This is a genomic window from Glutamicibacter sp. BW77, assembly GCF_002332285.1.
Classification (GTDB): Bacteria; Actinomycetota; Actinomycetes; order Actinomycetales; family Micrococcaceae; genus Glutamicibacter; species Glutamicibacter bergerei.
Window position 1 is genome coordinate 180,440 of sequence record NZ_NRGT01000057.1, and the last position, 24,518, is coordinate 204,957.

The following is a 24,518-nucleotide window of genomic DNA, read 5'->3' on the forward strand; positions in this document are numbered from 1 at the left end:
TTCATGAGCAGCGTTGAAAAGCCTTCAGTACTCTTCGTTTGTGTCCACAATGCCGGCCGTTCACAGATGGCCGCAGCGTTCCTCTCCCACCTCTCTGAAGGTCGTATTGAGGTCCGCTCAGCAGGCTCGCAGCCGGCCAACACGGTCAACCCTGCCGCGGTGGAGGCAATGAATGAGCTGGGCATCGACATGTCCACCGAAACCCCGAAGATCCTAACCACCGAGGTCGTCAAAGACTCCGACGTCGTCATCACCATGGGTTGCGGCGACACCTGTCCGATCTTCCCCGGCAAGCGTTATGAAGATTGGAAACTTGATGACCCAGCGGGCCAGGGTGTTGATGCTGTTCGCCCGATCCGCGATGACATTCGTGCCCGTATCGAGACGCTCATTGCGGAGCTTCTACCCACCGCGTAAATGCATCTTTTAGGAACCAAAATGACCGAGAATTATCCCGTAGTTGTCATTGGCGCCGGACCAACCGGGCTGGCAGCCGCCGCACACCTCATTGAACAGGACCAAGAAGTTCTAGTTCTCGAAGCAGGGGCGAGCGTTGGCGCCACCATAAAACAGTGGAAGCACATTAAGTTGTTTTCCCCCTGGCGCTTCAACATCGATGCCGCCGCACGACGCTTGCTGGAAAATACCGGCGACTGGGTAGCCCCACGGGAAACCAAGTTGCCTACCGGCGCTGAATTTCTGGAGCAATACCTCGAACCGCTGGCAAGCCACCCCAAACTGATCTCACAGATCATATACGGTCACCGAGTGACCAAGATCAGTCGCTTGCATCAGGATGGTCGAGGCGTTGATAAGGCCCGCACCGCAGACCGCGATGAGTCATTGTTCTTGATCCGCACCGAAACAGCACAGGGCGCTGTAGATCTGCAGGCGCGCGCGGTCATTGATGCCACCGGCACCTGGAACCAGCCAAACCCGGTAGGACGTTCCGGTATCGAGGCAATTGGCGAGTCCGAAGCCCACGCCGCAGGCTTCATCACTTCCCCATTGCCAGATCCATTGGGTGCAGACAGCGAAGATTTTGCTGGCAAAACCATCCTGGTACTTGGCGCCGGTCACTCGGCGGCGAACACCATCATCTCGCTGGGCCGTTTACAGAAAGAACGCCCTGACACCAAGGTGCTGTGGGGGCTGCGCGGCCAGGCAAACCCGATTCGACTTTACGGCGGAGGGGCAGCAGATGAGCTTCCCGCACGCGGGCAGCTGGGCACTTCGCTACGCCGACTGGTAGAAAATGAGCACGTCAGCCTAGTAGAAAACGTGTCAGTTGGTTCCCTGACGGTCGGCGAGAAGTTGAGCGTGAATCTAGCTGACGGCCGGGTGCTGGAAGTGGACCGCATCGTCCCGGCCACCGGATTCCGCCCCGATCTGACCATGCTCTCGGAACTGCGCTTGGATCTTGACCAGACCGTTGAAGCACCCAGCGCATTGGGTCCTTTGATCGATCCAGAATTCCACAGCTGCGGCACGGTCAGCGCGCACGGTGAGAAGGAACTTTCCCACCCGGAAAAGAACTTCTACATCGTTGGCATGAAAAGCTACGGACGCGCACCCACCTTCCTGATGGCCACCGGTTACGAGCAGGTTCGCTCCATCGCCGCTCACCTATCCGGAGATCACGAGGCTGCCCGCAGAGTTGAATTGGACCTCCCAGAAACTGGAGTGTGCTCTACCGATTTAGGCGGCTCCTGCGACGCGCCAGCGGTAGCAAGTTCCTGCGGCAGCGAACCGGCACCTGCTGCCGATTCATGCTGCGGACCGGCGGAACCGCTGACCATCGGTTTTGCAACTGGCACTTTGCATGGCAATGTCGAACTAGCAGAAAAATAACTCTCCGGTGTCACGGTGGCTGTTCGCAACTGCCGTGACACCACTGCTAAATCCCTTCCCCTCCCTGACTCTCCCAGCACCTCAGGAGCCCTGATGCGCCCAGCTAATCCACCTCGACGTTTCGCTCTTCGATCCCCGCGTTCCATCGTGGCACTCGGACTTGGAATCACCGTGTTGCTTACCGGGTGCGGCTCCGATTATCCGCTCGGTGAGGCTCAAAAGGAGGCCGCCAAGGCAAATACCTCCGACTTGCGTGGCACCTTGACCGGTGGTGGCTCCACCGCACAAAACGCCGCCATGAACGCGTGGACTACCGGCTTCTCTGTCTTGCATCCTAAAGTACAGGTGCAGTATGCCTCGGTCGGCTCCGGCGCCGGACGTGAAGGCCTGCTGGCCTCGGCAACAGAATTCGCCGGCTCAGATGCGTACCTCAAAGACGAAGAAGTCCAGCGGTCCCAACAGACTTGTGGACCGGGCGGCGCCATCAACATCCCCGCCTACATTTCCCCGATCGCCGTCACGTTCAACCTGCCAGGTATCCACGAATTGAACCTTGACGCGGATACCATCGCCGGGATCTTCAACCGGGACATCCGCTCTTGGCAAGATCCCGCGATCGCCAAGCTCAACCCAGAGGTGGAACTTCCCGATATCCCTATGACGGTAGTGGCACGCTCCGATGATTCAGGTACCACCGAAAACTTCACCGAATACCTGCATAGCGCCGCGCCTGAGGTATGGAAGTACGAGCCCGATGGTAGCTGGCCCAACAATATTTCCTTGGAAAAAGCGCAGGGTAACGCCGGTGTGGTGACCACCGTGGCGCGCACCGAAGGCACCATCGCGTACGCCGATGATTCGCTCGTTGACGCAACCTTGGGCAAGGTGAACCTCAAGGTTGGTGACGAATTTGTCGAGGTTAGTGGAGAGGCAGCTGCCCTCGCCGTCGCAGAATCTAAACGCGTCGAAGGCCGAGATGCCCATGATATTGCCCTTGAGCTAGACCGTAAGACCACTGCTCCCGGCGCATATCCGCTGGTATTGGTCTCCTACTTGCTGTTCTGCAGTTCATACGAGGATCCGCAGACCATTGAGCTGATCAAAACCTTCGGGCACTACGTAGTGAGCGATGAAGGCCAAAAGATCGCCGCGGATTCCGCAAAGAGTGCACCGATGCCAGAACGTTTAGCTAAGGATGCAAACGCCGCGATCGACTCGATTGACGTGCTCGGGGCAAACTAGAAGATTTCTTATTCAAAAGGTGGCGACGGGTTTGATTCCGTCGCCACCTTTTTATTCCATTTCGCTTAGTGACCGCCGAGCTTTCCACGCATGCGTTCACGCATATTGGTACTGGCCAGGTTCAGACCCGAAACTTCCACATTTTTCCCATACTTCTCGTACTTGTCCGTAATGGAATCTAAAGCCGCTATGGTCGAGGCATCCCACAGGTGTGATTGATGCATATCAATGACGACGTTTTCAGGATCTTCAGCGTAGTTGAACTGCATGTACAAGTCATTGGACGAAGCAAAGAACAGCTCGCCGTCGACCACATACTTCGCAATTTCCTGATCAAAATGTTCTTCCATCGTGCGGGTCACCGTCACGAAATGTGCCACACGGTTTGCGAAGAGGCTCATCGCGGTCAGTACACCGGCACCGACGCCGATTGCGAGGTTGTGGGTGGCAACGGTGAAGATCACGGTCACCAGCATGACGGTGGTTTCGCTCTTAGGCATCATGCGCAGAGTGGAGGGCTTGATACTGTGCCAGTCGAAGGTTGCAATCGATACAAAGATCATCACAGCAACCAGAGCGGCCATCGGGATCAGCGCAACAATATCGCCTAAGACGACCACCAAGATGAGCAGGAAGACACCGGCCAGGAAGGTGGAAATTCGTGTACGCGCGCCGGAAGCTTTCACGTTGATCATGGTTTGCCCGATCATCGCGCAACCACCCATGCCGCCAAAGAAGCCGGTAATAATATTTGCGGCACCCTGACCCCAAGATTCGCGGGTCTTGTTCGAGTGCGTGTCGGTGACATCATCTACCAGCTTGGCAGTCATCAGTGATTCAAGAAGTCCCACGAAGGCCATGGCTAGGGCGTAGGGGAAAAGGATCTGGAGCGTTTCAAGGTTCAACGGAAAATCCGGGAAGAACAGCGCTGGCAGTGATTCAGGTAGGTCACCCTGGTCCCCTACCGTGGGAACAGCCAGGGACGCAAAAACGGTAATGAGGGTCAAGACGACGATGGCAACCAGCGGAGCTGGGATCGCGGTAGTCAGTTTCGGTAGGCCGAAGACGATCAAAAGTCCCAACGCGGTCAGTGGGTAGACCAGCCAAGGGACACCGAGTAGTTCTGGGACCTGGGACATGAAAATCAGGATCGCCAGCGCGTTGACGAAGCCAACCATCACCTGACGCGGAATGAACCGCATCAGTTTGGCAACTCCTAAGACCGCAAGAAGAACCTGGAAAATGCCGGCCATAATTACTGCGGCAATGAAGTAGTCAATGCCGTGGCTTTCCACCAACGGTGCGATCACTAGGGCGATGGCACCGGTAGCGGCGGAAATCATGGCGGGACGTCCGCCGAGGAAGGCGATTGAGACCGCCATGGTAAAGGACGCAAAGAGACCAATGCGTGGGTCAACACCGGCGATGATGGAGAAGGCGATGGCCTCTGGAATGAGAGCCAGCGCGACGACCAGTCCGGCGAGTACTTCGGTTTTAAGTAGGCGCGGGGACTTCAGGGTGCGTAGCACCGATTGCCGCTCCACGGGTGTGAGAGCTTGGTGTTCTGCGGGTGCTTGTGTGCTCACGAATGAGACTCCATTCATTGATGGATTTAGGGCATAAGCCCTTGGGATTGCATAGAATTCTTGGTAGCGCGTCGTTGCGCTCAGCAGGAGTCAAGGGCTACCTCTTCGGTAGGGCTTGCAAAATCTAGTACAACTCTAACCTAACGTGAGGGTAGGGTTGTAATTGACGATCACGGAGGATCCCATGAATGAACCCGAACCAACAGCCACCAACAAGAGCACCCTACATATTGGCGATATGGTCGAAGCCACGGGACTCTCACACCGCACGATCCGTCACTACGACGAGGTGGGACTCCTGCCGGCCAGTACCCGTAGCGAGGGCGGATTTCGCTTATATACCGAATCAGATTTACAGCGCATGCTGGTCATCCGTTCTATGAAGCCACTGGGTTTCACCTTGGAAGAGATGGGCGAACTGCTAGACACAGTAGACATTTTGGACGCTGAACCGGGCAACAAAACCGCACGTGTTAAGCTCGACGAATACACCGAACGAGCCATCACCAAGCGCAATAAATTGGCACTAAATCTTGAACGAGCCGAATCATTCATCGCTGACCTGCATACCAAATGAGTGAGCATTGCTCGCACATTCGGACCATTTCGGGGACTTTGTCTAGCTACCGCTAGCAGGAAGTAGCGGACAAAAACCACATTAGCGCCCAGTGGCCCGACACTATAGAGTTGAAGTATGTCCTACTCGGTTATCACGCATGTGCAGCGCTTGACCGCTGCCGTTTTCCCTAAGGGGAAACTGCTGACCAAGCGTGCCAGTGGCACCAACGGGTGGATGAGTTCCTGGGGAACGAACGCGCACGGCGAAATCGCTGGCTGCCCACCACCGCGCTACTAATCGCGCGCCCCACACACTTTTAATAAGTACCTTTCGCGCGCCTTCACGCCATTTTCCCTTTCTCTAAGAAGGACACCTTACTTTGCCGCACCCATCTTCTGACGCAACCCGTCAAGCACCGCATGCCATCTGGCGCGGAATCAATCAGACGCTCAAACAAGATTCCATGGGTGGCCTGTTGTTGCTTTGCGCGACAATTGCTGCACTGATTCTCGCCAATTCTCCGGCCGCACCCTGGTATGAGAATCTGAGAGATTTCACTTTTGGTCCCGAATCACTGCACTTGAATCTTTCCGTCGGAGCTTGGGCCGCCGACGGCCTGCTAGCCATCTTCTTCTTTGTGGTGGGCCTGGAGCTTAAAGAGGAGTTCGTAGTTGGCAAACTACGCAACCCGCGCACCGCGCTTGTCCCCATCGCCGCTGCCGTTGGTGGCGTCGCGCTACCCGCAGTGTTTTACACCCTCGTCATCACCACTTCCGGCAGTAGCGCAATCAATGGATGGGCGATTCCGGCGGCTACCGATATCGCCTTCGCCGTAGCAGTGATTGCGGTGGTCGGAAAATTCCTACCCCCGGCCCTGCGCACCTTCTTACTGACTCTGGCGGTAGTAGATGATCTACTCGCCATTTCTATCATCGCCATCTTCTACACCGATGATCTGGCGTGGCTCCCACTGCTCATTGCACTACTTCCGCTAGCACTCTTTACTATTGCCGTGCAGCGCGGAGTCCGTGCGTGGTGGATCCTCATACCTCTGGGAGTGAGCGTGTGGGCGTTAGTTCATGCTTCCGGTATCCATGCCACCGTTGCCGGAGTGCTTTTGGGCTTCATGGTGCCCGTTATCGCTTCTAAGCGTGCACGAGTCAACGTTGGAAAGAACAAAGACGGGGAACCAATCTACGAAGGACTAGCAGCTCATTTTGCTGACCGTTGGAGCATTGCCTCCTCGATCATCGCCATCCCAATTTTCGCTTTCTTCGCCGCCGGCGTTGCTATCGGAGGCTTTGCGGGACTGCGCGAATCCTTGCTCAGCCCCGTTGCACTAGGCATCATCGCGGGCCTGATCCTCGGCAAATCTATAGGCATCACCACCGCGACCTTCTTGGTCACCAAGCTTCCCGGTATCGAGTTAGACCGCAGCATTAAGTGGATCGACTTGCTTGGTATGTCATTTATCGCCGGTATCGGTTTCACCGTTTCACTACTGGTCGGAGAACTAGCCTTCGGCGCGCAAGGCGAGGAAGCGCAATATGTGAAGGTCGGTGTGCTGTGCGGCTCGCTGCTGGCAGCAATCATCGGAGCACTTATTCTTGGCGCGCGCAATCGCACATACCGTGCACTACAGGCCGACATGAAATAGCCTATTTCTTTCGCGTACCAGATCGTGAGTCGCCGTTGGCGCCAAGTCATCTTGCATCTTTGCGTGGGTCTTTCACACAAAGGTATTCACGATTACGGAGGAGCCCCTAGCCCGGAAATCACTGCTATTTTCCGGCCAGCGGTATCACTTCTGGAGAGTCCTTGTTGAGACCGCTTAAAGCGCCAACATTTCATAAGGTAGGCGATTGAGAAACCAGCAATGCCAGCGAGATAAACCATAAGGCAAAAGGTCGGTCCCGAGGGACCGACCTTTTGCTCATGCTGCTAGTTACTTGACCTTGGCTGCTTCCTTGAGAAGCCCGGTCTGGATTCGGTCCTGCTCATCGATGTCGGCAAGGCTGACGCCCTTGGTTTCCTTCATGAAGTACACCGCCACCATCGTGACTATCGCGGCAAACACGATGTAGCCGGCGACGGGAACCCAGGATCCGTAAACCTTCAGTAGGAAGGTCGCGATGATCGGAGCCATCGAACCTGCCACGATCGAGGTGACCTGGTAACCCAGTGAGACACCCGAGTAGCGCATCCGAGTGGGGAACATTTCGGCCATAATGGCAGGCTGCCCGGCATACATCAATGCATGCACCGCCAAGCCACCGGTGATAGTCAGCAAGATAATGAAGTCATTGGATGTGTTGAATAGTGGGAAAGCGATAACTCCCCAGACGGCCATCAAGATCACTCCGGTCGCGTAGACCGGGCGGCGTCCGCGGGTATCGGTCATTCGTCCGACCAAAGGAACGATGATTGCGTGGAATATATGTGCCAGCAACATCAACCCAAGAATCTCTGAGGTGTCCATTTTCAGCTGTGTGGCCATATAGGTAATCGAGAAGGTGACGACCATGTAGTACATGATGTTCTCACCAAAACGCAGTCCCATGGCGGTGAATACGCCTCGTGGGTAACGCTTGAAGACTTCCTTGACGCCGTAACCGGCTGCCGCGTTTTCTTCCAGTTCTGCTTTGGCTTCCTGGAAGATCGGGGCATCTGAAACTCGGGTGCGGATGTAGTAGCCGACGATCACGATGACCACCGAAAGCCAGAAACCTACGCGCCAGCCCCAAGCCAAGAACGCTTCTTCACTCAGAGTTGATGAGAGCACAAGCAACACTATGGTGGCCAACAGGTTACCGATAGGCACCGCAGCCTGTGGCCAGGAGGCCCAGAATCCGCGTTCCTTATTTGGTGCGTGTTCGGCGACGAGCAACACCGCTCCACCCCATTCGCCACCGACGGCGAAGCCTTGCAGGAAGCGCAAGACGATCAGCAGGATCGGGGCCGCATAGCCAATGGCGTCGAAAGTTGGGAGGCAACCCATGAGGAAGGTGGTGGCACCGACCAGTATGATGGCGATTTGCAGCAGGTGCTTGCGACCGTATTTATCACCAAAGTGGCCGAAGACGATGCCGCCAATAGGGCGGGCGATGAAGCCGACCGCGTAAGTCAGGAAGGCTTTGATGATGTTGTCTAGCTCGTTGCCCGCGTCGGGAAAGAAGATCTTGTTAAAGACCAATGTGGCGGCGGTGGCGTAGAGGAAAAATTCGTACCATTCCACGACGGTGCCGGCCATGGAGGCGGAGACGACCCGGCGTAAGCCTTTGCGTTCGGCCTTGGTTGAGGTTTCGGATACCAATGGTTTTCCTTCCAGCGTGAGGGTCCGAACCCGGACCCACCAGTGATGACTAAGAATGAGTATGTCCTAGGTCACAGTGTGATGGTAGGTAAAAACGTCGTAAACCAGTAACCTCTTTCGCACATCGAGGGTGCACCAGCGCACAGTGTGCGTCAGGTTGTTACCGAAGAATTCGCTGTACTCCATAAAATGCTCAAACGGTTGTGCAGTGATGCAGAGTTAGAGGGCCACCCGACTATGGTCATGATTGACCAAATCAGCGAAACGGCGAGACTCACCCGCGGTGCGCAATCTTAAGCCGACATCTATTCAAGATCTTCTGAACGCAAAGAGCTGCGCAGATTGAAGGTACACCCACTACACATCGACAGATCACGCACTTTGGGAATCACCTGGTGCGTCTAAAAACGAACATTTGGATTCCGTCGAGACAATCTAAAGTGTGGACTAAGAGGCGAGCTCAGTTGAAGAGCTGTGGGCCAATGCCAACGCACATATTTGACTCAGGGCCTTCACCGGCCAGTAGTCTCGGTGTAGGAATAGGAGAACTCATGAGTGAAAAACCTGAGGTTTATGGGGTTAACGTCGATTTGCAGACTCGGTGCGCGCACTACCACCAGGACATCGACGTCATTGCGATCAAGCATTACTGCTGCGGTAAGTACTACCCATGCCACCTCTGCCATGAAGAAACTGCCGGGCATCCGGTAGTGCTTTGGCCTGTTGAGAGGTTCACAGACCCCGCAGTACTCTGCGGGGTCTGCTCCCTTCAACTAAGCGTCAACGAATACCTCAAGACGAACACTTGCCCAGCCTGTGATGCGCTATTTAATCCCGGGTGCAAGTTGCATCTTCAGCTGTATTTCGAGGTCTAAAGCAAGCCGGAGTCCGGGACGTCCAATCCGAGGAGCGCGTTCTCCACGACTTCCATCAGCGCCGGGTGAATCCAGTACTGACCGGTGGCCGCGGTATGTGCATCAATATCCAGATTCATCGCCATGATGACCGGCTGGATCAGGTTTGAAGATTCCGGGCCCATCGCGTGGGCACCGACCAGCTTGCCGGTGCGCTTGTCAGCCAACACCTTGAACAATCCGGTCTGTTCTTCCATTGCCCAACCGTAGGCAGTATCTCCGAACTTCTGCGTCTTCACCGTGAGGTTTTCCGCGCCAAGCTGTTCACGTGCTTCCTCTTCGGTGAGCCCAATGATTGCGATCTCCGGGTGAGTGAACACCGCAGCCGGTACCGCTCTGTTCGAGTTTTTACGCAAGGATTCTGGGTGTTCTAGGTTGTAGGCAACCAGGCGTGCCTCGTAGTTGGCCACATGCTTCAGCTGCGCCGCGGAGCTAATGTCACCGAGTGCGTAGAGACCGGTGACGGGTTTACCTGCGCGTAGCACCCGCTGGTATTCGTCGACTTTGAGTCGCCCGTCTTGGTGGAGGTCCAGCCCGGCTTTTTCGGCACCAATTTTGTCGGTGTTAGGGATTCGCCCAATAGCGACCAGTACCGCGTCGGCGCTCAATGTTTCATCTCCCAAAACCACATCCAGACCGGAATCTGCCTGACGAAGAGCCTTCGCCTCGGTGTGATAACGAACCGTCCAGTGAGCGGCGGCTTCCTTGTTGTAGGCGTCGGAAATTTCGGTGTCTAGCTGGCGCATCAACGCTCCGGAGCGCACCAGCTGGGTGACCTTGGTGCCGAGTCCGGAGAACATGGCGGCAAACTCGCAAGCAATGTAACCGCCACCGATAATCACCAAAGACTCTGGCAGTTTGTCCAGACGCATGACGCTATCGGAGGTGTGCACCGCGTCAAGTTCGATACCTTCGATATTGGGCATGCTGGGGCGGGAGCCGGCGGCAATGACGAGCTGTTTGGCGGAGATCGTCGTGCCATCCTGAGCGGTCAGCGTATTGTCTTGCCCTAAGGTGACGTACTGGGAGATGAGTTCGACGTTTTCTAACCGTTCGCGGTAGTCCTCACCGCCGGAGGAGATCGCGTCAATTCGGCCAAAGATTCGATCACGCATGGCTGGCCAGTCAACATTCTCTACCGACATTTTCACGCCGAGACGTGCAGCCTCCTCCACACCGCGCGCCAGATGGGCCGGGCGAACAAACATCTTCGTCGGGATACACCCAACGTTCAGGCAGGTCCCGCCGAAGGTTGAGCCTTCGGCGATAGCCACCTTCTTGTCATCCCAGTAATTGGTAATTAGCGAGTTGCCCGAACCCGAGCCAATAATAGCGAGATCTACGTTGTGCGAAGTCATGGACTCATCGTAATTCAGCGCGAGAGGCTGGACCGAGTTTTCGCCTCGAAGCGAAGCTAGGTTACTTCGCTTCGGCCGGGATATCAGATAGTTGCGGACTTTGCGGCACTACCAGGACCGGACGGCTTTGTTTGTGGCTCAGCGCGACCGCGATTGACCCGTCCATGAGCTCTTCCATGCGGCTACGTATCCCCGGTCGCCGGGTGCCAATGGCGATTAGCTGGGCGTCGAGCTGCTCGGCAACACGAGCCAATGCCTTGGCAGGATCTCCAGCGACGCTGCGAGCTTCCCAGCGCACGTTGTGGCCTTCGAAGGACGCGGTGAGTTGTGCAGCCAGATCTGGAGAGAAATCCTGTGGGATCTGTTCTTCGCCGTCGAAAGTGGTGTCGGCGATGATTTCTCCGGTGGGTAGCCGCTCGGTGACAAAACGTCCGGAATCTACGTAGATGCACATGATTTTTGTGTCAGTAGGCGCAGCCAGTCCAATGACGGCTTCCAGCACCGAAGGCGACTGTCCAGGCTCAACACCAACGAGAAAAATACGCTCGGTCATCTGTACTCCCACTGATCAGGCCGAGTTGATCTTCGGCTTCACTCACGACTTACTTTCGCCGTTAAACCCATTATGACAGGGAGTTTCTGCGTTGTCTGCAACATTCTAGAAACGTCTTGAGCTCCCTTACTGGCCTAGGCTAAACCGGCTGGAAGGCACGCTGTTGGGGTCCCGCAAGTTATCCGGAACCCAAACATGCTCGCGCTCGAAGTTAGCCGTGATGATGCCGCGAGTGTGAATGCTTGTGCTGATACCGGTCGTGATGCGCCAATTTTTTCAGGTTAATGTGGCGCTTGACCGCTGGGTAGTACCCGTTGAGATAACCGGTGGTGGTTGGGTGCAAGTTGAACGGGTCTTCAAGGTTAGCCAGATTAAAACTGATCCAGGATTGGGTGGCACCCACCCCATGGTTCATAAACGCTCCGGTCACCGAAACGAAGGAGCTATCCGTGCCTTTGGTGGCAGCCTTGATAGTTCGATTAAGCGTGTCCCCTAACTTATTCAGTGCCCGTGCGTTCTTGGCCGTGATCAATGGCTGGTCGCCGTGAGAACTGGTGAACAACCGCGGATAGCCCAGCACGAGGATCTTTGCGCCGGTGGCCGCATCGATCTGTTTGAGTGTGGATCGCACATCCGCACGCAGTGCCGGCATGGACGCGTAGCCGAGTTTCAGCATCCCCTGGCATTTCTCTGCGGTGCTCCCACTGGCACAGGCTGCGACGGTTTCACCCCACTGCAAATTATTTCCACCCAAGGTGAGGGTAACCAGATCTGCTTCCGCCAGTTGTGGAGCTACCCCGGCCGCGACCTGAGCAATCTGTGCAGTGTTAAAGCCTGTGCAGGCCGCATCGGCGGTGAGTTTGACGCCAGGTAACTGATCGATATTGGTTACGTGTGACGGGCCGGTGGTTTGCAGACAACCGTCGAAGGGACCGGGCTTAATAGATCCCGAGCCAAAGCCGGCAGAATACGAATCACCCAAATTTACGTAGTTGATCACCACGGTACTATTGCTTCGCGTGGTTGGTGCAAGTGCCGTGGCCGGTGCCATGCCTGCCAACAGAAGGCCGGCACTGGCGATGCCGGCGGTGATAAGCGTCAATAATCTGGACTTCTTGATGCCGTTCATTGGATTGTCCCCTGTTTACAGCGTGCGCTGTGTCTGGAACACCGCGCAAATTGCCCGTACTGCCGGGCCACCATCATAGGATTACGACTTTGACGGCAAATTCCCGAAGCCCTTGATCCCCACGATCTAGGGCTACCACCGGGCAAAATACGGCACCGGATGACGCACACGCAACCAGGTTGAGCCCTGTGTCTACGTTTGCCATATTCTACGCCGAACATTCATGCCGGTGAAGGTCAATGCCGAGTTCTATGTATGCGACAAATATTGGTCAAGCTAAAGTGTCGGTGCACTGGTTTATGCTGTTTATCAGGTTCAAGAGCCGTAGTCCTAAGTACCTGGCTGACTACGCGGCAACCCTCCTCCATCAGTGGGGTGCCCCAGGGGAAGAACCGGTCCGCGGTGAACATCCGAGGACAAGTTGATGAAAGGAACCACCATGTCTCATTCCGAGCTAATTGACGCGTATGGGTTGCCACAAACCGAGCTGGCAGCCAAAAATTCTAGGCTGGCCTGGGAACGCCGGTGGACCGCGGTGCTACTAGAGCACAACTACACTCCGGCGGGGCTCTACGATAATAAGTTTTCCCAGTTTATGGGCTTGAACAGTGTCAGTCGCGGACTGCTTCACGGGACCTCTGCATTGCGTCCTGAGCTCTGGCGCGACTATGCGCAGCGGTGGGAAAAAGTTGGGATGAACCCCGAATTATTTGCCTTGATTCTTTCGCTGCTACCGGACGCAGTGGACACCGCCTTGCGAGCTGCGTCGGATCTGACCGCTGAGTTCGCGCTGCATGACCGGTTGCGCACTCTAAATATCGATGGCGGGCTGTGGGGTTGTGACAGCCAACAGCTGATCCCCGAACAGTGGGCCGACTTTCCATATCTGGTTCAGAAGGTCGGTCCAACCCGAGCCTTGAGGTGTTTCCTCAGCGCCGGCCGCGACCAGTAATCACGCGGCCAGTAACAACTAAGTAGGGCGTTAACCCCAACACTTGATGCCCGGCACTTGGCGCCGGGCATCAAATTTTGAACAGTATTTAGCGCAGCACCACGGTGCGGTTGCCCCAGAGGAACACCCGTCCCTCACAGTGCCACTTCACCGCATTGGACAGCGCCTTGGCCTCGGTATCGCGCCCGGCGATCACCAAGTCCTCGGCGGTGTAAGTGTGGTCCACCTCTTGGACCTGCTGGGCGATAATCGGCCCCTCATCGAGCTCTGCGTTCACATAGTGCGCCGTAGCTCCCACGGTCTTCACCCCGCGGTCCCAGGCCTGGTGGTACGGCTTGGCTCCTTTAAAGGAAGGCAGGAAGGAGTGGTGGATATTAATGGTGCGTCCCGAAAGCTTGGTGGATAGCTTATCGGAGAAGATCTGCATATAGCGCGCGAGCACCACCAGTTCGGTGCCGGTCCTCTCGATGATCTCTTCCAGCTTCGCTTCGGCGGCAGGCTTGGTGTCCTTGGTGACCGGGATGTGGTGGAAGGGGACCTTGTGCCATTCCACCAGCGAACGGTGATCAGGGTGGTTAGAGACCACACCAACAATGTCGATAGGCAGCGAGCCGGTGTGCGCACGGTGCAACAGGTCGTTGAGGCAGTGCTCAAATTTAGAGACCATGATGAGCACTTTGGTGCGTTGTCCGCGCTCACGAAGCTGCCAATCCATCTGGCGCTCGGCGGCGATTGGCGCAAATTCTTCGCGCATCTTTTCCAGCAGGCCAGGGACGTCATCCCCGGAGAAGTCCACACGCATGAAGAGGCGTTGGGAGGACATATCGTCATACTGTTTCAGTTCAACGATGGTGCGTTCGTGTTCTACTAAAAAGCCGGTGACATCGTGTGCGATGCCCATGCCCTCGGGGCACTGCAACGTCAGTATGTGTCGGATCTGGTCGCCCATCAAGGTCCTTCCGTGGTTCGTCTTTGAAACCTAGTGCAGGCAACTATTGGGTCGGTCCAGTTTGGACCGACCCAACGGTTGCAGCCATTCTCCCAAGCGAACTTGGTAGGTGGTGATCGTTCTGTGGCTAGATTACCGGTTCCGAAGCAAACTCGTTCATTGCGTCGACCAACCAATGCACCACATGCTCGGTGAATGAGGCGCGTGGCATCAGGTACCAACCATTTTCGGTGGTGCGCCAGAGCAGGATGGGCACGTTAGCCAGCGTGGTGGTGATCGCCTGGTTGACCGCAAAACTGCGTGGGTGTAGGTCTGCCGGGCAGCTCTTGCGAAGCACCAAGGATGCTGCCTGACCGGTGAGCTCGAGCACCGTACGGTTTGCCGACAGGTCGGTGACTTGGCCTTCATGCTCAGCCAAGGCAGCTTCCAAGGTGGGGCTCAGATCTTCACCGGCGGCGTTGAAGACCGAAAATTCGTCCGGCCCCAACCAGAGCACCGCGGTGCCTGACACGTCTCCGGACACTTGACCGACCTGTTGCGGCAAGCCCACACCGGTAGCCTGTGCCAGAGCTTGATGGCCGGCGCTCCCCGGAACCGCACGCAGCGAGATCTGGGTGGAGAAAGCAATCTCGCGTAATGCGACGGCGCGTTGCCCGGTGACGGTGGCCGCGGCCATGAGCTGATCGAGGTGCGCTGCCGGTGAGCGGCGTAGCTCGGTGGTTGATTCGATAACACTGTGCTTAGCCATCTCGGCGGCTGCCTTCCGGATCGTAGAGGACGGTTTCTGAAACCACCACGTCGACCAGCTGGCCGCCGTATGGGGTTTTGAGCACTTCGCCGATGCGATTGCGCCCGTTCTTGATTAGCGCCAGGCCAAAGGTGCGGCCCAGTGCCGGGGAGTTGTAGGAGCTGGTGACCCAGCCTTCCATTGGGGTGATCCCGTTTTCGCTCAGCGCTTGCGCGGAAACCAGGGCCGCACCTTCTGGCAAGCGCAAGGACTTGTCTACCGGCAACACGGAGACCAGCTGCTTGCGGTCCTCGCGCTGATTGTCCTGGCGGCTGAAGGAACGATTCCCAATGAAGTCCTTGAGCTTGGAAACAACCCATTCCATGCCGGCATCCTGCGGGGTCACCGTGCCGTCGGTGTCCTGGCCGACGATGATGAATCCCTTCTCGGCACGCAGCACGTGCATGGTTTCGGTGCCGTACGGGGTGATGTTGAATTCCTGGCCGGCGGCGTATACCGCTTCCCAGGTGCGCAATCCGTACCAGCTTGGCACCGCGATTTCGAAGGCCAGCTCACCGGAGAAGGAAATCCGACTGATCCGGGCCGGGGTGCCGTTCTCCAAGGTGGTGTCCACAAAGGCCATGAATTTGAAGGCCTCGTTGGAAACATCCAGGTGCGGTGCAAGCTTGGCGATCACCTTACGGGAGTTCGGACCAACCACCGCGACGGTGGCCAGCTGCTCGGTAACCGAGGTGAAGACGACATCCAGCTCAGGCCATTCAGTCTGCGCCCATTCTTCCATCCAGTCCAGCACATCTGCGGCGCCACCGGTGGTGGTGTGCATCAAGAAACGGTCCTCGGCCAGTCGCAGGGTCACCCCGTCATCGAAGATCATGCCGTCGGCCTTGCACATGACGCCGTAGCGGCCCATGCCAACTTTTAGCTTGGTGTAGCCGTTGGTGTAGATGCGGTTGAGGAATTCTGCTGCGTCCGTGCCACGGATCTCAATTTTGCCCAACGTACTGGCGTCGAGCATGCCCACCGATTCGCGCACCGCGGCGCATTCACGGTACACCGCTTCGTCCATGGTTTCACCCGCCTGTGGGTAGTACCAGGGGCGCTTCCACTGACCAACATCCTCAAATTCGGCGCCATGGGCCAAATGCCAGGAGTGCATCGCGGTGATGCGAGCCGGATCCAGCAGTTGACCACGGTTACGCCCAGCCAGCGCCACGAAGGACACCGGAGTATATGGGGCCCGGAAGGTGGTGGTGCCGATTTCTGCAGGGTTTTCAATACCGAGAACCGCGGCGATCACGCCAATCGCTGCCACTCCTGAAGTTTTACCCTGGTCGTTGGCGGTGGAGATCGAGGTGTAACGCTTCACGTGTTCTACCGAGCGCATGCCAGCCCCGGTGGAACGCAACACGTCGGCGACAGTTTGATCGCGTTGTAGGTCCACGAAGTGGTTCTTGTAGTGCACTGCGTCTTCGCCGAAGCGTGAGGCAATCAGCCACACCGGGCGGGTTTCACCCAGCGGCTCCTCAACAGCCTCGGGAATACGGGCGGTGGTTTCATACCCGGTTTTACTAGCAGCAGCGGCGCCAGCGGCGGCACCGGTTGATAGAGCGCCCGCGGTGTCAAAACGTCCGATAAGCGAACCGGCGAGGTGCTGATTGGCCACGGCGGCATCGGGCAGGAAGGCCTGCACGGTGGTGTCCCACACCAGTTTGCCCTGGCGCTGGGAGTGCAGGTGCACCACCGGGTTGAAGCCGCCGGAGATGGCTAGGGTATCGGCCTCGATGCGCTGCGCTTCACCGATGCTGTTCTGTGCATCCAAGGTGGCGACCCAGGCGGCGCAAAGTTCGCCGTTGGCACCGGACTCGGTGTCGACAACCACCGATCCGGTGATCACTCGTACCCCAGCGCCTACGGCCTCTGTGGCGGCAACCGATGCGTTTTCACGGGCGTCGATGACCGCAACCACCGAACCGCTGGATGCCAGCTCGGCCACCAGCGGGTAGACCGAATCATTGGTGGTGGCCACCAAGATCTGCTGACCTACCCGGACGCCGTAGCGGTTCAGGTAGGAACGCACCGAACCGGCGAGCATGATGCCCGGGCGGTCGTTGTTTTCGAAGACCAACGGACGTTCGTGCGCACCGGTGGCCAACACGACCTGGCCAGCACGGATATGCCAGATGCGTTCGCGAGAGACACCATCCTCCGGCGCCGCATCGAGGTGCGCGGTACGGCGTTGCACGGCCATTACGTAGTTCGCGTCGTAGCTACCCAGCACGGTGGTGTGCTGCAAGTGGGTGGTCTCTTCGGCCGCGGCTAGTTCTGCGGTGGTCTGCGCAACCCAGTCCCGAGCATCCATTCCGTCAATCTGTTCGCCGGCCGAATCAAGCAGGCGGCCGCCGGCTTCGGGACGCTCGTCGAGCAGCATCACGCGGGCTCCGCTGCGGGATGCTTCGCGCGCTGCGGCCAGGCCTGCCGGGCCTGAGCCGACAACCAGCACGTCGGTATGCACATGCACGTGGTCGTAGTAGGCCTCGTCCTTGGCCGGATCCATGGTGCCCAAGCCCGACAGCGTGCGGGCGCTGAGGCCATTGACCGTGGTGACCACGGGAGCTGCCAGCATCGATTCGCCGACGTCCTTGGTGTGGCGGGCAAAGACGTGGACCAGCGCGTTTGGCTCTTCGACTCCGGCCGCGAAGATGCCACGCGGGCGCTTGAGGTAGAGCGAGTCGCCCACGCGGCGGATGCCGGAGGCGAGCATGGCGCTAGCGAGGCTGTCGCCACGCAGTGCGGCCAGTGGCTTTTCATTGAGGGTGACGTCGAGTTTTTCCTCGAAGTTCACTCGGGCGCCGGGAGCCTGCGCGGCGTCCAAGCGGTATGAACCAGTGTTGCTCATCGGGTGCCTCCATCGGTGCTCTGTAGTGCCGGGCGTTCTTCGCCGGCTCGGTAAATGGCTTTGAATTCATAGGTGACGGTGTCACGCAGGGCGTTGAACCACTTGCGGCAACCCATTGCGTGAACCCAACGTTCGGCGTTGATGCCCTTAGGATTCTTGCGGTAGAACAGGAACTGAGCCCATTGCTTATCGCTCAGCGCATGTGGATCCGCCGGATAAGCGACGTGCGCCTGTCCCCCGAATTTAAATTCTGTTTCATTGCGTGGCCCGCAGTTCGGGCAGTCAATCAGCATCATGAGTTCGTTCCCCTATTCTTAGTGGGCCACGGCTGCTGCGCCGTGTTCGTCGATGAGGTGGCCGGTTTCGAAGCGTTCCAGCGCGAACGGTGCGTTCAGCTTGTGCGGCTCGTCGTTGGCGATGGTGTGGGCGAAGGTCCAGCCTGCGCCCGGGGTGCCCTTGAATCCGCCGGTCCCCCATCCGCAGTTGACGTAGAGGTTCTCTACCGGGGTCTTGGAAATAATCGGCGAAGCATCCATGGTGGTGTCCACGATGCCGCCCCAGGTGCGCAGCACGTGGGCTCGGGCGAAGATCGGGAAGAGCTCCACGGCCGCTGCCATCTGCTCTTCGATGACGTGGAAGGCGCCGCGCTGGCCGTAGCCGTTGTAGGAGTCGATGCCTGCACCCATCACCAGTTCTCCCTTATGTGCTTGGGAAACGTAGACGTGAATGTGGTTGGACATGACCACCGTGGGGTGGACCGGTTCAAAGAGCTCCGAGACCAGTGCCTGCAGCGGGTGGGACTGGATCGGAAGATCCACCCCGGCCATTTCTGCCACGACCGAGGAGTGGCCTGCACTGGCCAGGGCGACCTTGCCGGCCAGGATGGTGCCACGGTTGGTTTTTACCCCGGTGACCTTGTTGCCGTCCTTGATAATTCCAGTGACTTCGCAGTTCTGGATGAGGTCTACGCCCATCTCGTTGCATTTGCGGGCGAAAGCCCAGGCGACGTGGTCGTGTTTGGCGATACCGGCACGTGGTTGCCAGGTGGCGCCCATGACCGGGTAGCGGATGTCATCGCTGGTGTTGATGATCGGGCAGGCCTCTTTGACCTGATCTGGGGTCAACCATTCGGCGTCGACACCGTTGAGCTGGTTTGCTTCAACGCGGCGCACCGATTCGCGGACGTCGCCGAGGGTGTGAGCCAGGTTCAATACTCCGCGCTGGGAGAAGAGGAAATCGTACTCCAGCTCTTCGGGCAGCTGCTCCCAGAGCTTCAAGGAGTGCTCGTATATACCAGCAGATTCGTCCCACAGGTAGTTCGAACGAATGATGGTGGTGTTGCGGGCCATGTTGCCGCCGGCCAGCCAGCCTTTTTCCAGCACCGCAATGTTGGTCATGCCGTGGTTCTTGGCCAGGTAGTACGCGGTGGCCAGTCCATGTCCGCCGCCGCCGACAATCACAGCGTCATAGGATTTTTTCGGGTCCGGATTGTTCCAGAGGAATTCTGGGTGTTCAGGTAGCAAGTCAGCCATGATTATTCTCCGATCTTCGGCAGATTTGGGTAGAGCGGGTGAGCGTCAGCCAGAGCGGTGACGCGGGACTTGAGCTCTGGCAAGACAGCAGTATTGCCATCAGCGCCAGCAATCAAGGTCTGCGCAATAATCTCCGCAACCTCAACAAACGCAGCCTCAGAAAAACCACGAGTCGCCAACGCCGGAGTACCAATACGCAAGCCCGAGGTCACCATCGGCGGACGCGGATCAAACGGAACCGAATTACGATTCACCGTAATCTCCACCTGCGCCAAAAGATCCTCACCCTGCTGACCGTCCAGCTCACTGTCACGCAAATCGACAAGCACCAAGTGAACATCCGTACCACCGGTCAACACGCTGATCCCCTTGGCAACCACGTCCTCCTGAGTCAGACGCTCAGCCAAAATGCGTGCACCAGCCAAGGTACGCTCCTGGCGCTCCCTGAACTCCGGCGAAGCAGCAATCTTGAACGCCACCGCCTTACCAGCAATCACATGCTCCAACGGACCACCCTGCTGACCAGGGAACACCGCCGAATTCAACTTCTTCGCAATATCCGCATCATTCGACAAAATAATGCCACCACGAGGACCAGCAAGAGTCTTATGCGTCGTGGACGTCACCACATGCGCGTGCGGAACCGGCGAAGGATGCAAACCGGCTGCCACAAGGCCAGCAAAATGAGCCATATCAACAAACAAGTACGCGCCAACCTTGTCAGCAATCTCGCGGAACCGCGCAAAATCCAACTGGCGCGGGTACGCAGACCAGCCAGCAACAATCATCTTCGGCTGGTTTTCAATGGCAAGGCGCTCCACCTCATCCATATCCACCTCGTAAGTCTGCTCATCGACACCATAAGGAACGATGTTGAACAAACGACCCGAGAAGTTGATCTTCATCCCGTGGGTCAAGTGGCCACCGTGGTTCAGATTCAAACCCATCACGGTATCGCCCGGACGCACCAACGCGTGGTACACCGACGCATTAGCCTGCGCACCCGAATGCGGCTGCACATTAGCGAACTTCGCACCGAACAGTGACTTCACACGTTCGATAGCCAACGTCTCAACAACGTCAACTTCCTCGCACCCACCGTAGTAGCGCTTCCCCGGGTAGCCCTCAGCGTACTTATTGGTCAGCACCGAACCCTGAGCCTGCATCACTGCCTGCGCCGTATGGTTCTCCGAAGCGATCATTTCCAAACCACGCTGCTGACGAGCCAACTCGGCATCGATACGCTGCGCAATCTCAGGGTCCAAGGTTCCCAGGTCCTCGGTCAGCGATGTCGCTGCAAGGGAGGTAGCTAAAGTCATTACCCATTCCTAAATGTATGAATTGCCGACAACTGATATATCAATCTGCCTCTCACTGTATGATGGAAGTCACAGCCCGGTCAATGACTTAGTCGAAATTACTTCGGCAGGTAACATTCAGACAGAACAAGACAAAGGCAACGGACACGCAATGACCACGACAGCACAGCTCGTCAGCAGTAGTGAATCCCTGGCTGAACGCGCCTATCTCGTCCTTCGGGATCGGCTGATCATGATGGACATCGCCCCTGGCGACCCCATCAACGAGGGGCAGCTAGTTGAAGAACTAGGCATCGGACGCACGCCGCTTCGCGAGGCGCTCAAGCGCCTGGAAGTAGATCACCTGGTGCAGTCCTACCCGCGGCGCGGCACCTTTGCGACCCGGGTGGACATCACCGAACTGGCCGCCATCACCGAAGTCCGCAAGGCGCTGGAGCCACTAGCTGCGCAGAAAGCCGCGAATCTTCGCGGCGGAACCGCTCGCAGCCAAATGCAAGCAACAGCCCAAGCCGTTGGATCACTGGGTTCGCACACCGCGCGCCGAGAACTTATGGAAAACGATTTGGAAGTGCACCGGCTCATCTACCGCGCGGCCGGCAACCACCATCTGGAAGAGACGCTGATCCGCCTGGATAATCTCGCTACGCGAATTTGGTGCATGGCACTAGATCGTTTGCCGACAGTAGAAGAGCACATTTCAGAACACGCCAGCTTGCTTCAGGTAATCCTGGACGGGGATACACCTGCCGCGAAAGAGCTAGCGCTGGAGCACATCGTGCATTTTGAAGAGTCGGTGCGCGCGGTTCTCTAAAGAGCGAATTTCCAACTCCCCAAGAGACCCACCTCTTTTCAGGTGGGTCTCTTGCTATTTGCGACCCCCCGCCTCGGCGCACGCTGGGAGAAGCACTTATTCCCGCTGCGCAGCCATGCCATTTCAGCGGGCCTGAGTCTTTCTTGGGCAAAAGCTTGACTGTGACCGATGCCACTGTCATGATTCATTGCAACAGTGTTGCAGGTAACGCAACCATCACTCCGGAACAAGACCACACACGCCTCGCTGGCACTATCTGTGCTCCACGGGCCTAGGAGATCTCAATGCATTCAGTATTCATCGACGAAATTGATGCCCAAACTTACGCCGAGCACGTGGCCCGAGCCGGATCGACAATTATCATCCCTGCGGGAGCCACCGAACAACACGGTCCCCACATGCCACTAGGCGTCGACGCGATGCTTTCACGGTCTATTGCCGGCGCTGTCGCCGAGAAGACCGGCGCACTTGTCGCGCCGGCACTGAGTTACGGATACAAATCTCAGCCGCGTTCCGGTGGTGGAAACCATCGCATTGGAACCACCAGCCTCGGCGGAAATTCGCTCAGCCAAATGGTTGATGATGTGGTCGCCTCATTCATCGCCCAGGGCTTCGAGAACGTTGTCATCCTTAACGGCCACTTCGAAAACTACCAATTCATCTACGAGGGCCTAGACAATGCAGTCGCTCGAAGCAGGGCCTCCGGCTCCTCAGCTCGCGCAATCCTTCTTTCCTATTGGGACTTCGTTGATGAGGACACCCTTTCCAAGGTTTTCCCCGACGGGTTCCTCGGATGGGATATAGAGCACGGCGGAATTCTAGAAACTTCGCTCATGCTGTTACTGCATCCAACGTTGGTCAACATGGATCGAGTCATCGATCATCCCCCTGCACAACTAACCACCTACGATGTCTTCCCCGAAGATCCCTCGCGTACCCCACCCAGTGGCTGCCTCTCATCTGCTAAAGGTGCCACCGCCGAACGTGGTGAATTGCTTTTCACGACGGTGACCACGCAGGTTGCCGATGCGCTTAAGAGCGAATTGTTGCTTGGCGATATCACCTTGGAGGTGAACTAACATGTCATTGGACAAAGCAACTCCCCAGGGCGTCGATAACGAAAAATCCCAGGAAGAGCCGGTAGAGCTTCCACGTTTCATGGGACGGCATATTCCGCCGATAGATCGTTTACTGATCCGGGTTATTCCACCGGTACTCATCGTTGCCGTCATGATCTGGGTACTTGGTAACCCAGAGGCTGCTTCCGCCACAATCTCGAAGATGCGCACTTTTGTGACCGGTAAATTTACCTGGCTATTCGTCCTCTACTCGGTATTTACGGTCGGCGTATGCGTCTGGTTATCCGTCAGTCGCGTAGGCAAGATTCGCCTTGGTGGCCCCAAAGCAAAACCGCAGCACAGCAAATTCGCCTGGTATTCAATGCTCTTCGCCTGCGGACAGGGCATTGGACTGATCTTCTGGTCAGTTGCCGAACCAATCATGTTGCGCGATGAAAATCCCGTCATCCCCGCGGGAGCCAACGGTGGCGGAGAAGAAGGTGCCATCGTCTGGACCTACTTCCACTGGGGCCTGACCGCCTGGGCGATGTACTGTGCGGTGGCCGTATGCTTGGCCTACTCACACCACAACCTGGGCAAAACCCTGACTTTCCGCGAGGCCACCGTCGACATCCTTCCGCGCTGGTCCCGCCGCGGCGCCGGTGTCGTGGTCGAGCTGCTGGCGATTATCGCCACGGTACTTGGCTTGGCAACATCCTTCGGCTTTGCGGCCATGCAATTCTCTTCGGGGATATCTTCCTTTACCGGTGCGAGCGCTAGCCCGATGATGTGGTTCATGGTCATCTTGATCTTCGCCGGCATCACCTCCATCTCGGCCATCGTTGGCATCAATAAAGGCATGGCGAGAATTAGCGGGCTGAACTCAATTTTGAGTATTGTCTTGCTCGCCGCCGTGCTGATCTTCGGACCGTCGCTGTACATCATCTCGAATATGTCGCAGACCTTCGGAAGCTTCTTCACGAACTTTGCCAGCATGAGCTTGTGGACCGATTCGGGCCTGGCAGCCACCACCATAGACAGCTGGCAAGATAGCTGGAATGGCTGGTGGACGGTATTTATCTGGTGCTGGGTCATCGCCTTCTCACCATTCGTTGCCGGCTTCATCGCCCGAATTTCGCGCGGCCGCACCATCCGCGAATTCGTCTTGGGCGTCACGATCATCCCTTCTTTGATCGTCATGGTTTGGGTAGCCATCATTGGCTCAGCGGCCATCTACTACGATGACCAGTCCAACCGCTCAATTAGTGATTCGGTCGCCGCGGATACTTCCTCAGGATTATTCGCCATGCTCGATTCGGTACCGGTTATCGGCACCATCTTGTTAGTGATTGCCACAATCCTGGTTGCCACCTATTACGTCACCTCGCTGGACTCTGGAATTTATGCACTGAGCGAGTTCGTCTCCGCACCAGGTAAATCAGGTCCTGTCTTCCGCGTAGTCCTGGTACTTTCCGTAGCGACGGTGACCACCGTGTTGCTGACTATGGGAGGAACTGCCGTAGTCGATACCGTGCAAACCGGAACGATCATCGGTGCGTTCCCATTCTCCTTCGTGATCATTTTGATGATCATCAACTTGATCCGCCGGCTACTTAAACGCGACAAGGCGATCAGGCAACTAGAGAAGGACATCAACAATCCAGATCCATCCCTGGTCTTTGTCCCGGATCCCGATGGTGAGGGGGCAATCCGCAAGACGGATCAGCATCCCGAGGCACAGTCCTAGC

Annotated in this window: 22 protein-coding genes and 1 riboswitch; of the genes, 11 read left to right on the top strand and 11 right to left on the bottom strand. The window is 57.1% G+C overall.

Going from position 1 to position 24,518, the window contains the following annotated elements:
* Positions 1 to 3 precede the first annotated feature (3 nt).
* The 3 genes from CIK74_RS09170 (at position 4) to pstS (ending at position 3,093) form a co-directional block, all read left to right on the top strand.
* Positions 4 to 417 (top strand): arsenate reductase ArsC, encoded by a 414-nt coding sequence (locus CIK74_RS09170; protein WP_096255771.1) that lies wholly within the window; start codon positions 4 to 6, stop codon positions 415 to 417.
* Positions 418 to 438: 21 nt separating this feature from the next.
* Entirely contained in the window at positions 439 to 1,851 is a 1,413-nt protein-coding gene (locus tag CIK74_RS09175) for an FAD-dependent oxidoreductase (protein WP_096255773.1), read from the top strand.
* Between the two features lie 93 nt (positions 1,852 to 1,944).
* Complete coding sequence (gene pstS, locus CIK74_RS09180; RefSeq protein ID WP_096255775.1) at positions 1,945 to 3,093, top strand: phosphate ABC transporter substrate-binding protein PstS; 1,149 nt, start codon at positions 1,945 to 1,947, stop codon at positions 3,091 to 3,093.
* Positions 3,094 to 3,158: 65 nt separating this feature from the next.
* On the opposite strand, the gene CIK74_RS09185 is transcribed toward pstS, so the two are convergent.
* Positions 3,159 to 4,679 (bottom strand): SulP family inorganic anion transporter, encoded by a 1,521-nt coding sequence (locus tag CIK74_RS09185; RefSeq protein WP_240520506.1) that lies wholly within the window; start codon positions 4,677 to 4,679, stop codon positions 3,159 to 3,161.
* Positions 4,680 to 4,863: 184 nt separating this feature from the next.
* Here CIK74_RS09185 and CIK74_RS09190 point away from each other — a divergent pair, with 184 nt between their 5' ends.
* From CIK74_RS09190 to nhaA, 3 genes are all read left to right on the top strand, one after another.
* Positions 4,864 to 5,256: a MerR family transcriptional regulator gene (locus CIK74_RS09190; protein WP_096255779.1), complete on the top strand. Its 393-nt coding sequence runs from the start codon at positions 4,864 to 4,866 to the stop codon at positions 5,254 to 5,256.
* Between the two features lie 117 nt (positions 5,257 to 5,373).
* Complete coding sequence (locus tag CIK74_RS18750) at positions 5,374 to 5,535, top strand: hypothetical protein (protein ID WP_170947804.1); 162 nt, start codon at positions 5,374 to 5,376, stop codon at positions 5,533 to 5,535.
* A gap of 82 nt (positions 5,536 to 5,617) precedes the next feature.
* A complete protein-coding gene (nhaA, locus tag CIK74_RS09195; protein WP_096255781.1) occupies positions 5,618 to 6,895 on the top strand; it encodes a Na+/H+ antiporter NhaA in 1,278 nt (425 codons plus the stop codon).
* A gap of 288 nt (positions 6,896 to 7,183) precedes the next feature.
* Here the strand turns inward: nhaA and CIK74_RS09200 are convergent, their stop codons facing one another.
* Positions 7,184 to 8,551 carry an MFS transporter gene (locus CIK74_RS09200; protein ID WP_275542572.1) on the bottom strand — a complete coding sequence of 456 codons (1,368 nt, stop codon included), beginning with the start codon at positions 8,549 to 8,551 and terminating at the stop codon, positions 7,184 to 7,186.
* Positions 8,552 to 9,102: 551 nt separating this feature from the next.
* Here CIK74_RS09200 and CIK74_RS09205 point away from each other — a divergent pair.
* The gene (locus CIK74_RS09205; RefSeq protein ID WP_096255783.1) at positions 9,103 to 9,426 is read left to right on the top strand and encodes a CHY zinc finger protein; all 324 of its coding nucleotides are present in this window, start codon (positions 9,103 to 9,105) and stop codon (positions 9,424 to 9,426) included.
* On the opposite strand, the gene CIK74_RS09210 is transcribed toward CIK74_RS09205, so the two are convergent.
* The 3 genes from CIK74_RS09210 to CIK74_RS09220 all read right to left on the bottom strand — a co-directional run bounded on the left by CIK74_RS09210 (position 9,423) and on the right by CIK74_RS09220 (position 12,505).
* Positions 9,423 to 10,823 (bottom strand): mycothione reductase, encoded by a 1,401-nt coding sequence (locus CIK74_RS09210; protein WP_096255785.1) that lies wholly within the window; start codon positions 10,821 to 10,823, stop codon positions 9,423 to 9,425. The genes CIK74_RS09205 and CIK74_RS09210 overlap by 4 nt on opposite strands.
* A gap of 61 nt (positions 10,824 to 10,884) precedes the next feature.
* Positions 10,885 to 11,376, bottom strand: a complete 492-nt coding sequence (locus tag CIK74_RS09215) for a universal stress protein (RefSeq protein ID WP_096255787.1) — start codon at positions 11,374 to 11,376, stop codon at positions 10,885 to 10,887.
* A 211-nt stretch (positions 11,377 to 11,587) separates the two neighbouring features.
* Positions 11,588 to 12,505, bottom strand: a complete 918-nt coding sequence (locus CIK74_RS09220) for a GDSL-type esterase/lipase family protein (protein WP_096255788.1) — start codon at positions 12,503 to 12,505, stop codon at positions 11,588 to 11,590.
* 313 nt (positions 12,506 to 12,818) lie between these two features.
* Positions 12,819 to 12,934, top strand: a riboswitch (SAM riboswitch).
* A 10-nt stretch (positions 12,935 to 12,944) separates the two neighbouring features.
* Here CIK74_RS09220 and CIK74_RS09225 point away from each other — a divergent pair.
* Positions 12,945 to 13,457, top strand: a complete 513-nt coding sequence (locus CIK74_RS09225; RefSeq protein WP_096255790.1) for a hypothetical protein — start codon at positions 12,945 to 12,947, stop codon at positions 13,455 to 13,457.
* Between the two features lie 88 nt (positions 13,458 to 13,545).
* Here the strand turns inward: CIK74_RS09225 and purU are convergent, their stop codons facing one another.
* From purU to glyA, 6 genes are all read right to left on the bottom strand, one after another.
* Positions 13,546 to 14,406 carry a formyltetrahydrofolate deformylase gene (gene purU, locus CIK74_RS09230; RefSeq protein WP_096255792.1) on the bottom strand — a complete coding sequence of 287 codons (861 nt, stop codon included), beginning with the start codon at positions 14,404 to 14,406 and terminating at the stop codon, positions 13,546 to 13,548.
* A 127-nt stretch (positions 14,407 to 14,533) separates the two neighbouring features.
* Entirely contained in the window at positions 14,534 to 15,154 is a 621-nt protein-coding gene (gene soxG / locus CIK74_RS09235; RefSeq protein ID WP_096255793.1) for a sarcosine oxidase subunit gamma family protein, read from the bottom strand.
* Positions 15,147 to 18,050: a sarcosine oxidase subunit alpha family protein gene (locus tag CIK74_RS09240; RefSeq protein WP_096255795.1), complete on the bottom strand. Its 2,904-nt coding sequence runs from the start codon at positions 18,048 to 18,050 to the stop codon at positions 15,147 to 15,149. The genes soxG and CIK74_RS09240 overlap by 8 nt, the downstream gene beginning before the upstream one ends.
* Positions 18,047 to 18,346 (bottom strand): sarcosine oxidase subunit delta, encoded by a 300-nt coding sequence (locus tag CIK74_RS09245; RefSeq protein WP_096255797.1) that lies wholly within the window; start codon positions 18,344 to 18,346, stop codon positions 18,047 to 18,049. The genes CIK74_RS09240 and CIK74_RS09245 overlap by 4 nt, the downstream gene beginning before the upstream one ends.
* A gap of 18 nt (positions 18,347 to 18,364) precedes the next feature.
* Positions 18,365 to 19,582 carry a sarcosine oxidase subunit beta family protein gene (locus tag CIK74_RS09250; protein WP_096255798.1) on the bottom strand — a complete coding sequence of 406 codons (1,218 nt, stop codon included), beginning with the start codon at positions 19,580 to 19,582 and terminating at the stop codon, positions 18,365 to 18,367.
* Between the two features lie 2 nt (positions 19,583 to 19,584).
* A complete protein-coding gene (glyA, locus tag CIK74_RS09255; protein ID WP_096255800.1) occupies positions 19,585 to 20,901 on the bottom strand; it encodes a serine hydroxymethyltransferase in 1,317 nt (438 codons plus the stop codon).
* A 151-nt stretch (positions 20,902 to 21,052) separates the two neighbouring features.
* Here glyA and CIK74_RS09260 point away from each other — a divergent pair, with 151 nt between their 5' ends.
* The 3 genes from CIK74_RS09260 (at position 21,053) to CIK74_RS09270 (ending at position 24,517) form a co-directional block, all read left to right on the top strand.
* Positions 21,053 to 21,712, top strand: a complete 660-nt coding sequence (locus tag CIK74_RS09260; RefSeq protein WP_096255835.1) for a GntR family transcriptional regulator — start codon at positions 21,053 to 21,055, stop codon at positions 21,710 to 21,712.
* Positions 21,713 to 21,996: 284 nt separating this feature from the next.
* Positions 21,997 to 22,791 carry a creatininase gene (locus CIK74_RS09265; RefSeq protein ID WP_096255801.1) on the top strand — a complete coding sequence of 265 codons (795 nt, stop codon included), beginning with the start codon at positions 21,997 to 21,999 and terminating at the stop codon, positions 22,789 to 22,791.
* A 1-nt stretch (position 22,792) separates the two neighbouring features.
* Positions 22,793 to 24,517, top strand: a complete 1,725-nt coding sequence (locus CIK74_RS09270) for a BCCT family transporter (protein ID WP_205738267.1) — start codon at positions 22,793 to 22,795, stop codon at positions 24,515 to 24,517.
* Position 24,518 lies beyond the last annotated feature (1 nt).

Coding starts and splice junctions, on each gene's coding strand:
- CIK74_RS09170 (WP_096255771.1), top strand. CDS start 4: ATGAGCAGCGTTGAAAAGCCTTCAGTACTCTTCGTTTGTGTCCACAAT.
- CIK74_RS09175 (WP_096255773.1), top strand. CDS start 439: ATGACCGAGAATTATCCCGTAGTTGTCATTGGCGCCGGACCAACCGGG.
- pstS (WP_096255775.1), top strand. CDS start 1,945: ATGCGCCCAGCTAATCCACCTCGACGTTTCGCTCTTCGATCCCCGCGT.
- CIK74_RS09190 (WP_096255779.1), top strand. CDS start 4,864: ATGAATGAACCCGAACCAACAGCCACCAACAAGAGCACCCTACATATT.
- CIK74_RS18750 (WP_170947804.1), top strand. CDS start 5,374: ATGTCCTACTCGGTTATCACGCATGTGCAGCGCTTGACCGCTGCCGTT.
- CIK74_RS09205 (WP_096255783.1), top strand. CDS start 9,103: ATGAGTGAAAAACCTGAGGTTTATGGGGTTAACGTCGATTTGCAGACT.
- CIK74_RS09210 (WP_096255785.1), bottom strand. CDS start 10,823: ATGACTTCGCACAACGTAGATCTCGCTATTATTGGCTCGGGTTCGGGC.
- CIK74_RS09215 (WP_096255787.1), bottom strand. CDS start 11,376: ATGACCGAGCGTATTTTTCTCGTTGGTGTTGAGCCTGGACAGTCGCCT.
- CIK74_RS09220 (WP_096255788.1), bottom strand. CDS start 12,505: ATGAACGGCATCAAGAAGTCCAGATTATTGACGCTTATCACCGCCGGC.
- CIK74_RS09225 (WP_096255790.1), top strand. CDS start 12,945: ATGTCTCATTCCGAGCTAATTGACGCGTATGGGTTGCCACAAACCGAG.
- purU (WP_096255792.1), bottom strand. CDS start 14,406: ATGGGCGACCAGATCCGACACATACTGACGTTGCAGTGCCCCGAGGGC.
- soxG (WP_096255793.1), bottom strand. CDS start 15,154: ATGGCTAAGCACAGTGTTATCGAATCAACCACCGAGCTACGCCGCTCA.
- CIK74_RS09240 (WP_096255795.1), bottom strand. CDS start 18,050: ATGAGCAACACTGGTTCATACCGCTTGGACGCCGCGCAGGCTCCCGGC.
- CIK74_RS09245 (WP_096255797.1), bottom strand. CDS start 18,346: ATGATGCTGATTGACTGCCCGAACTGCGGGCCACGCAATGAAACAGAA.
- CIK74_RS09250 (WP_096255798.1), bottom strand. CDS start 19,582: ATGGCTGACTTGCTACCTGAACACCCAGAATTCCTCTGGAACAATCCG.
- glyA (WP_096255800.1), bottom strand. CDS start 20,901: ATGACTTTAGCTACCTCCCTTGCAGCGACATCGCTGACCGAGGACCTG.
- CIK74_RS09260 (WP_096255835.1), top strand. CDS start 21,053: ATGACCACGACAGCACAGCTCGTCAGCAGTAGTGAATCCCTGGCTGAA.
- CIK74_RS09265 (WP_096255801.1), top strand. CDS start 21,997: ATGCATTCAGTATTCATCGACGAAATTGATGCCCAAACTTACGCCGAG.
- CIK74_RS09270 (WP_205738267.1), top strand. CDS start 22,793: ATGTCATTGGACAAAGCAACTCCCCAGGGCGTCGATAACGAAAAATCC.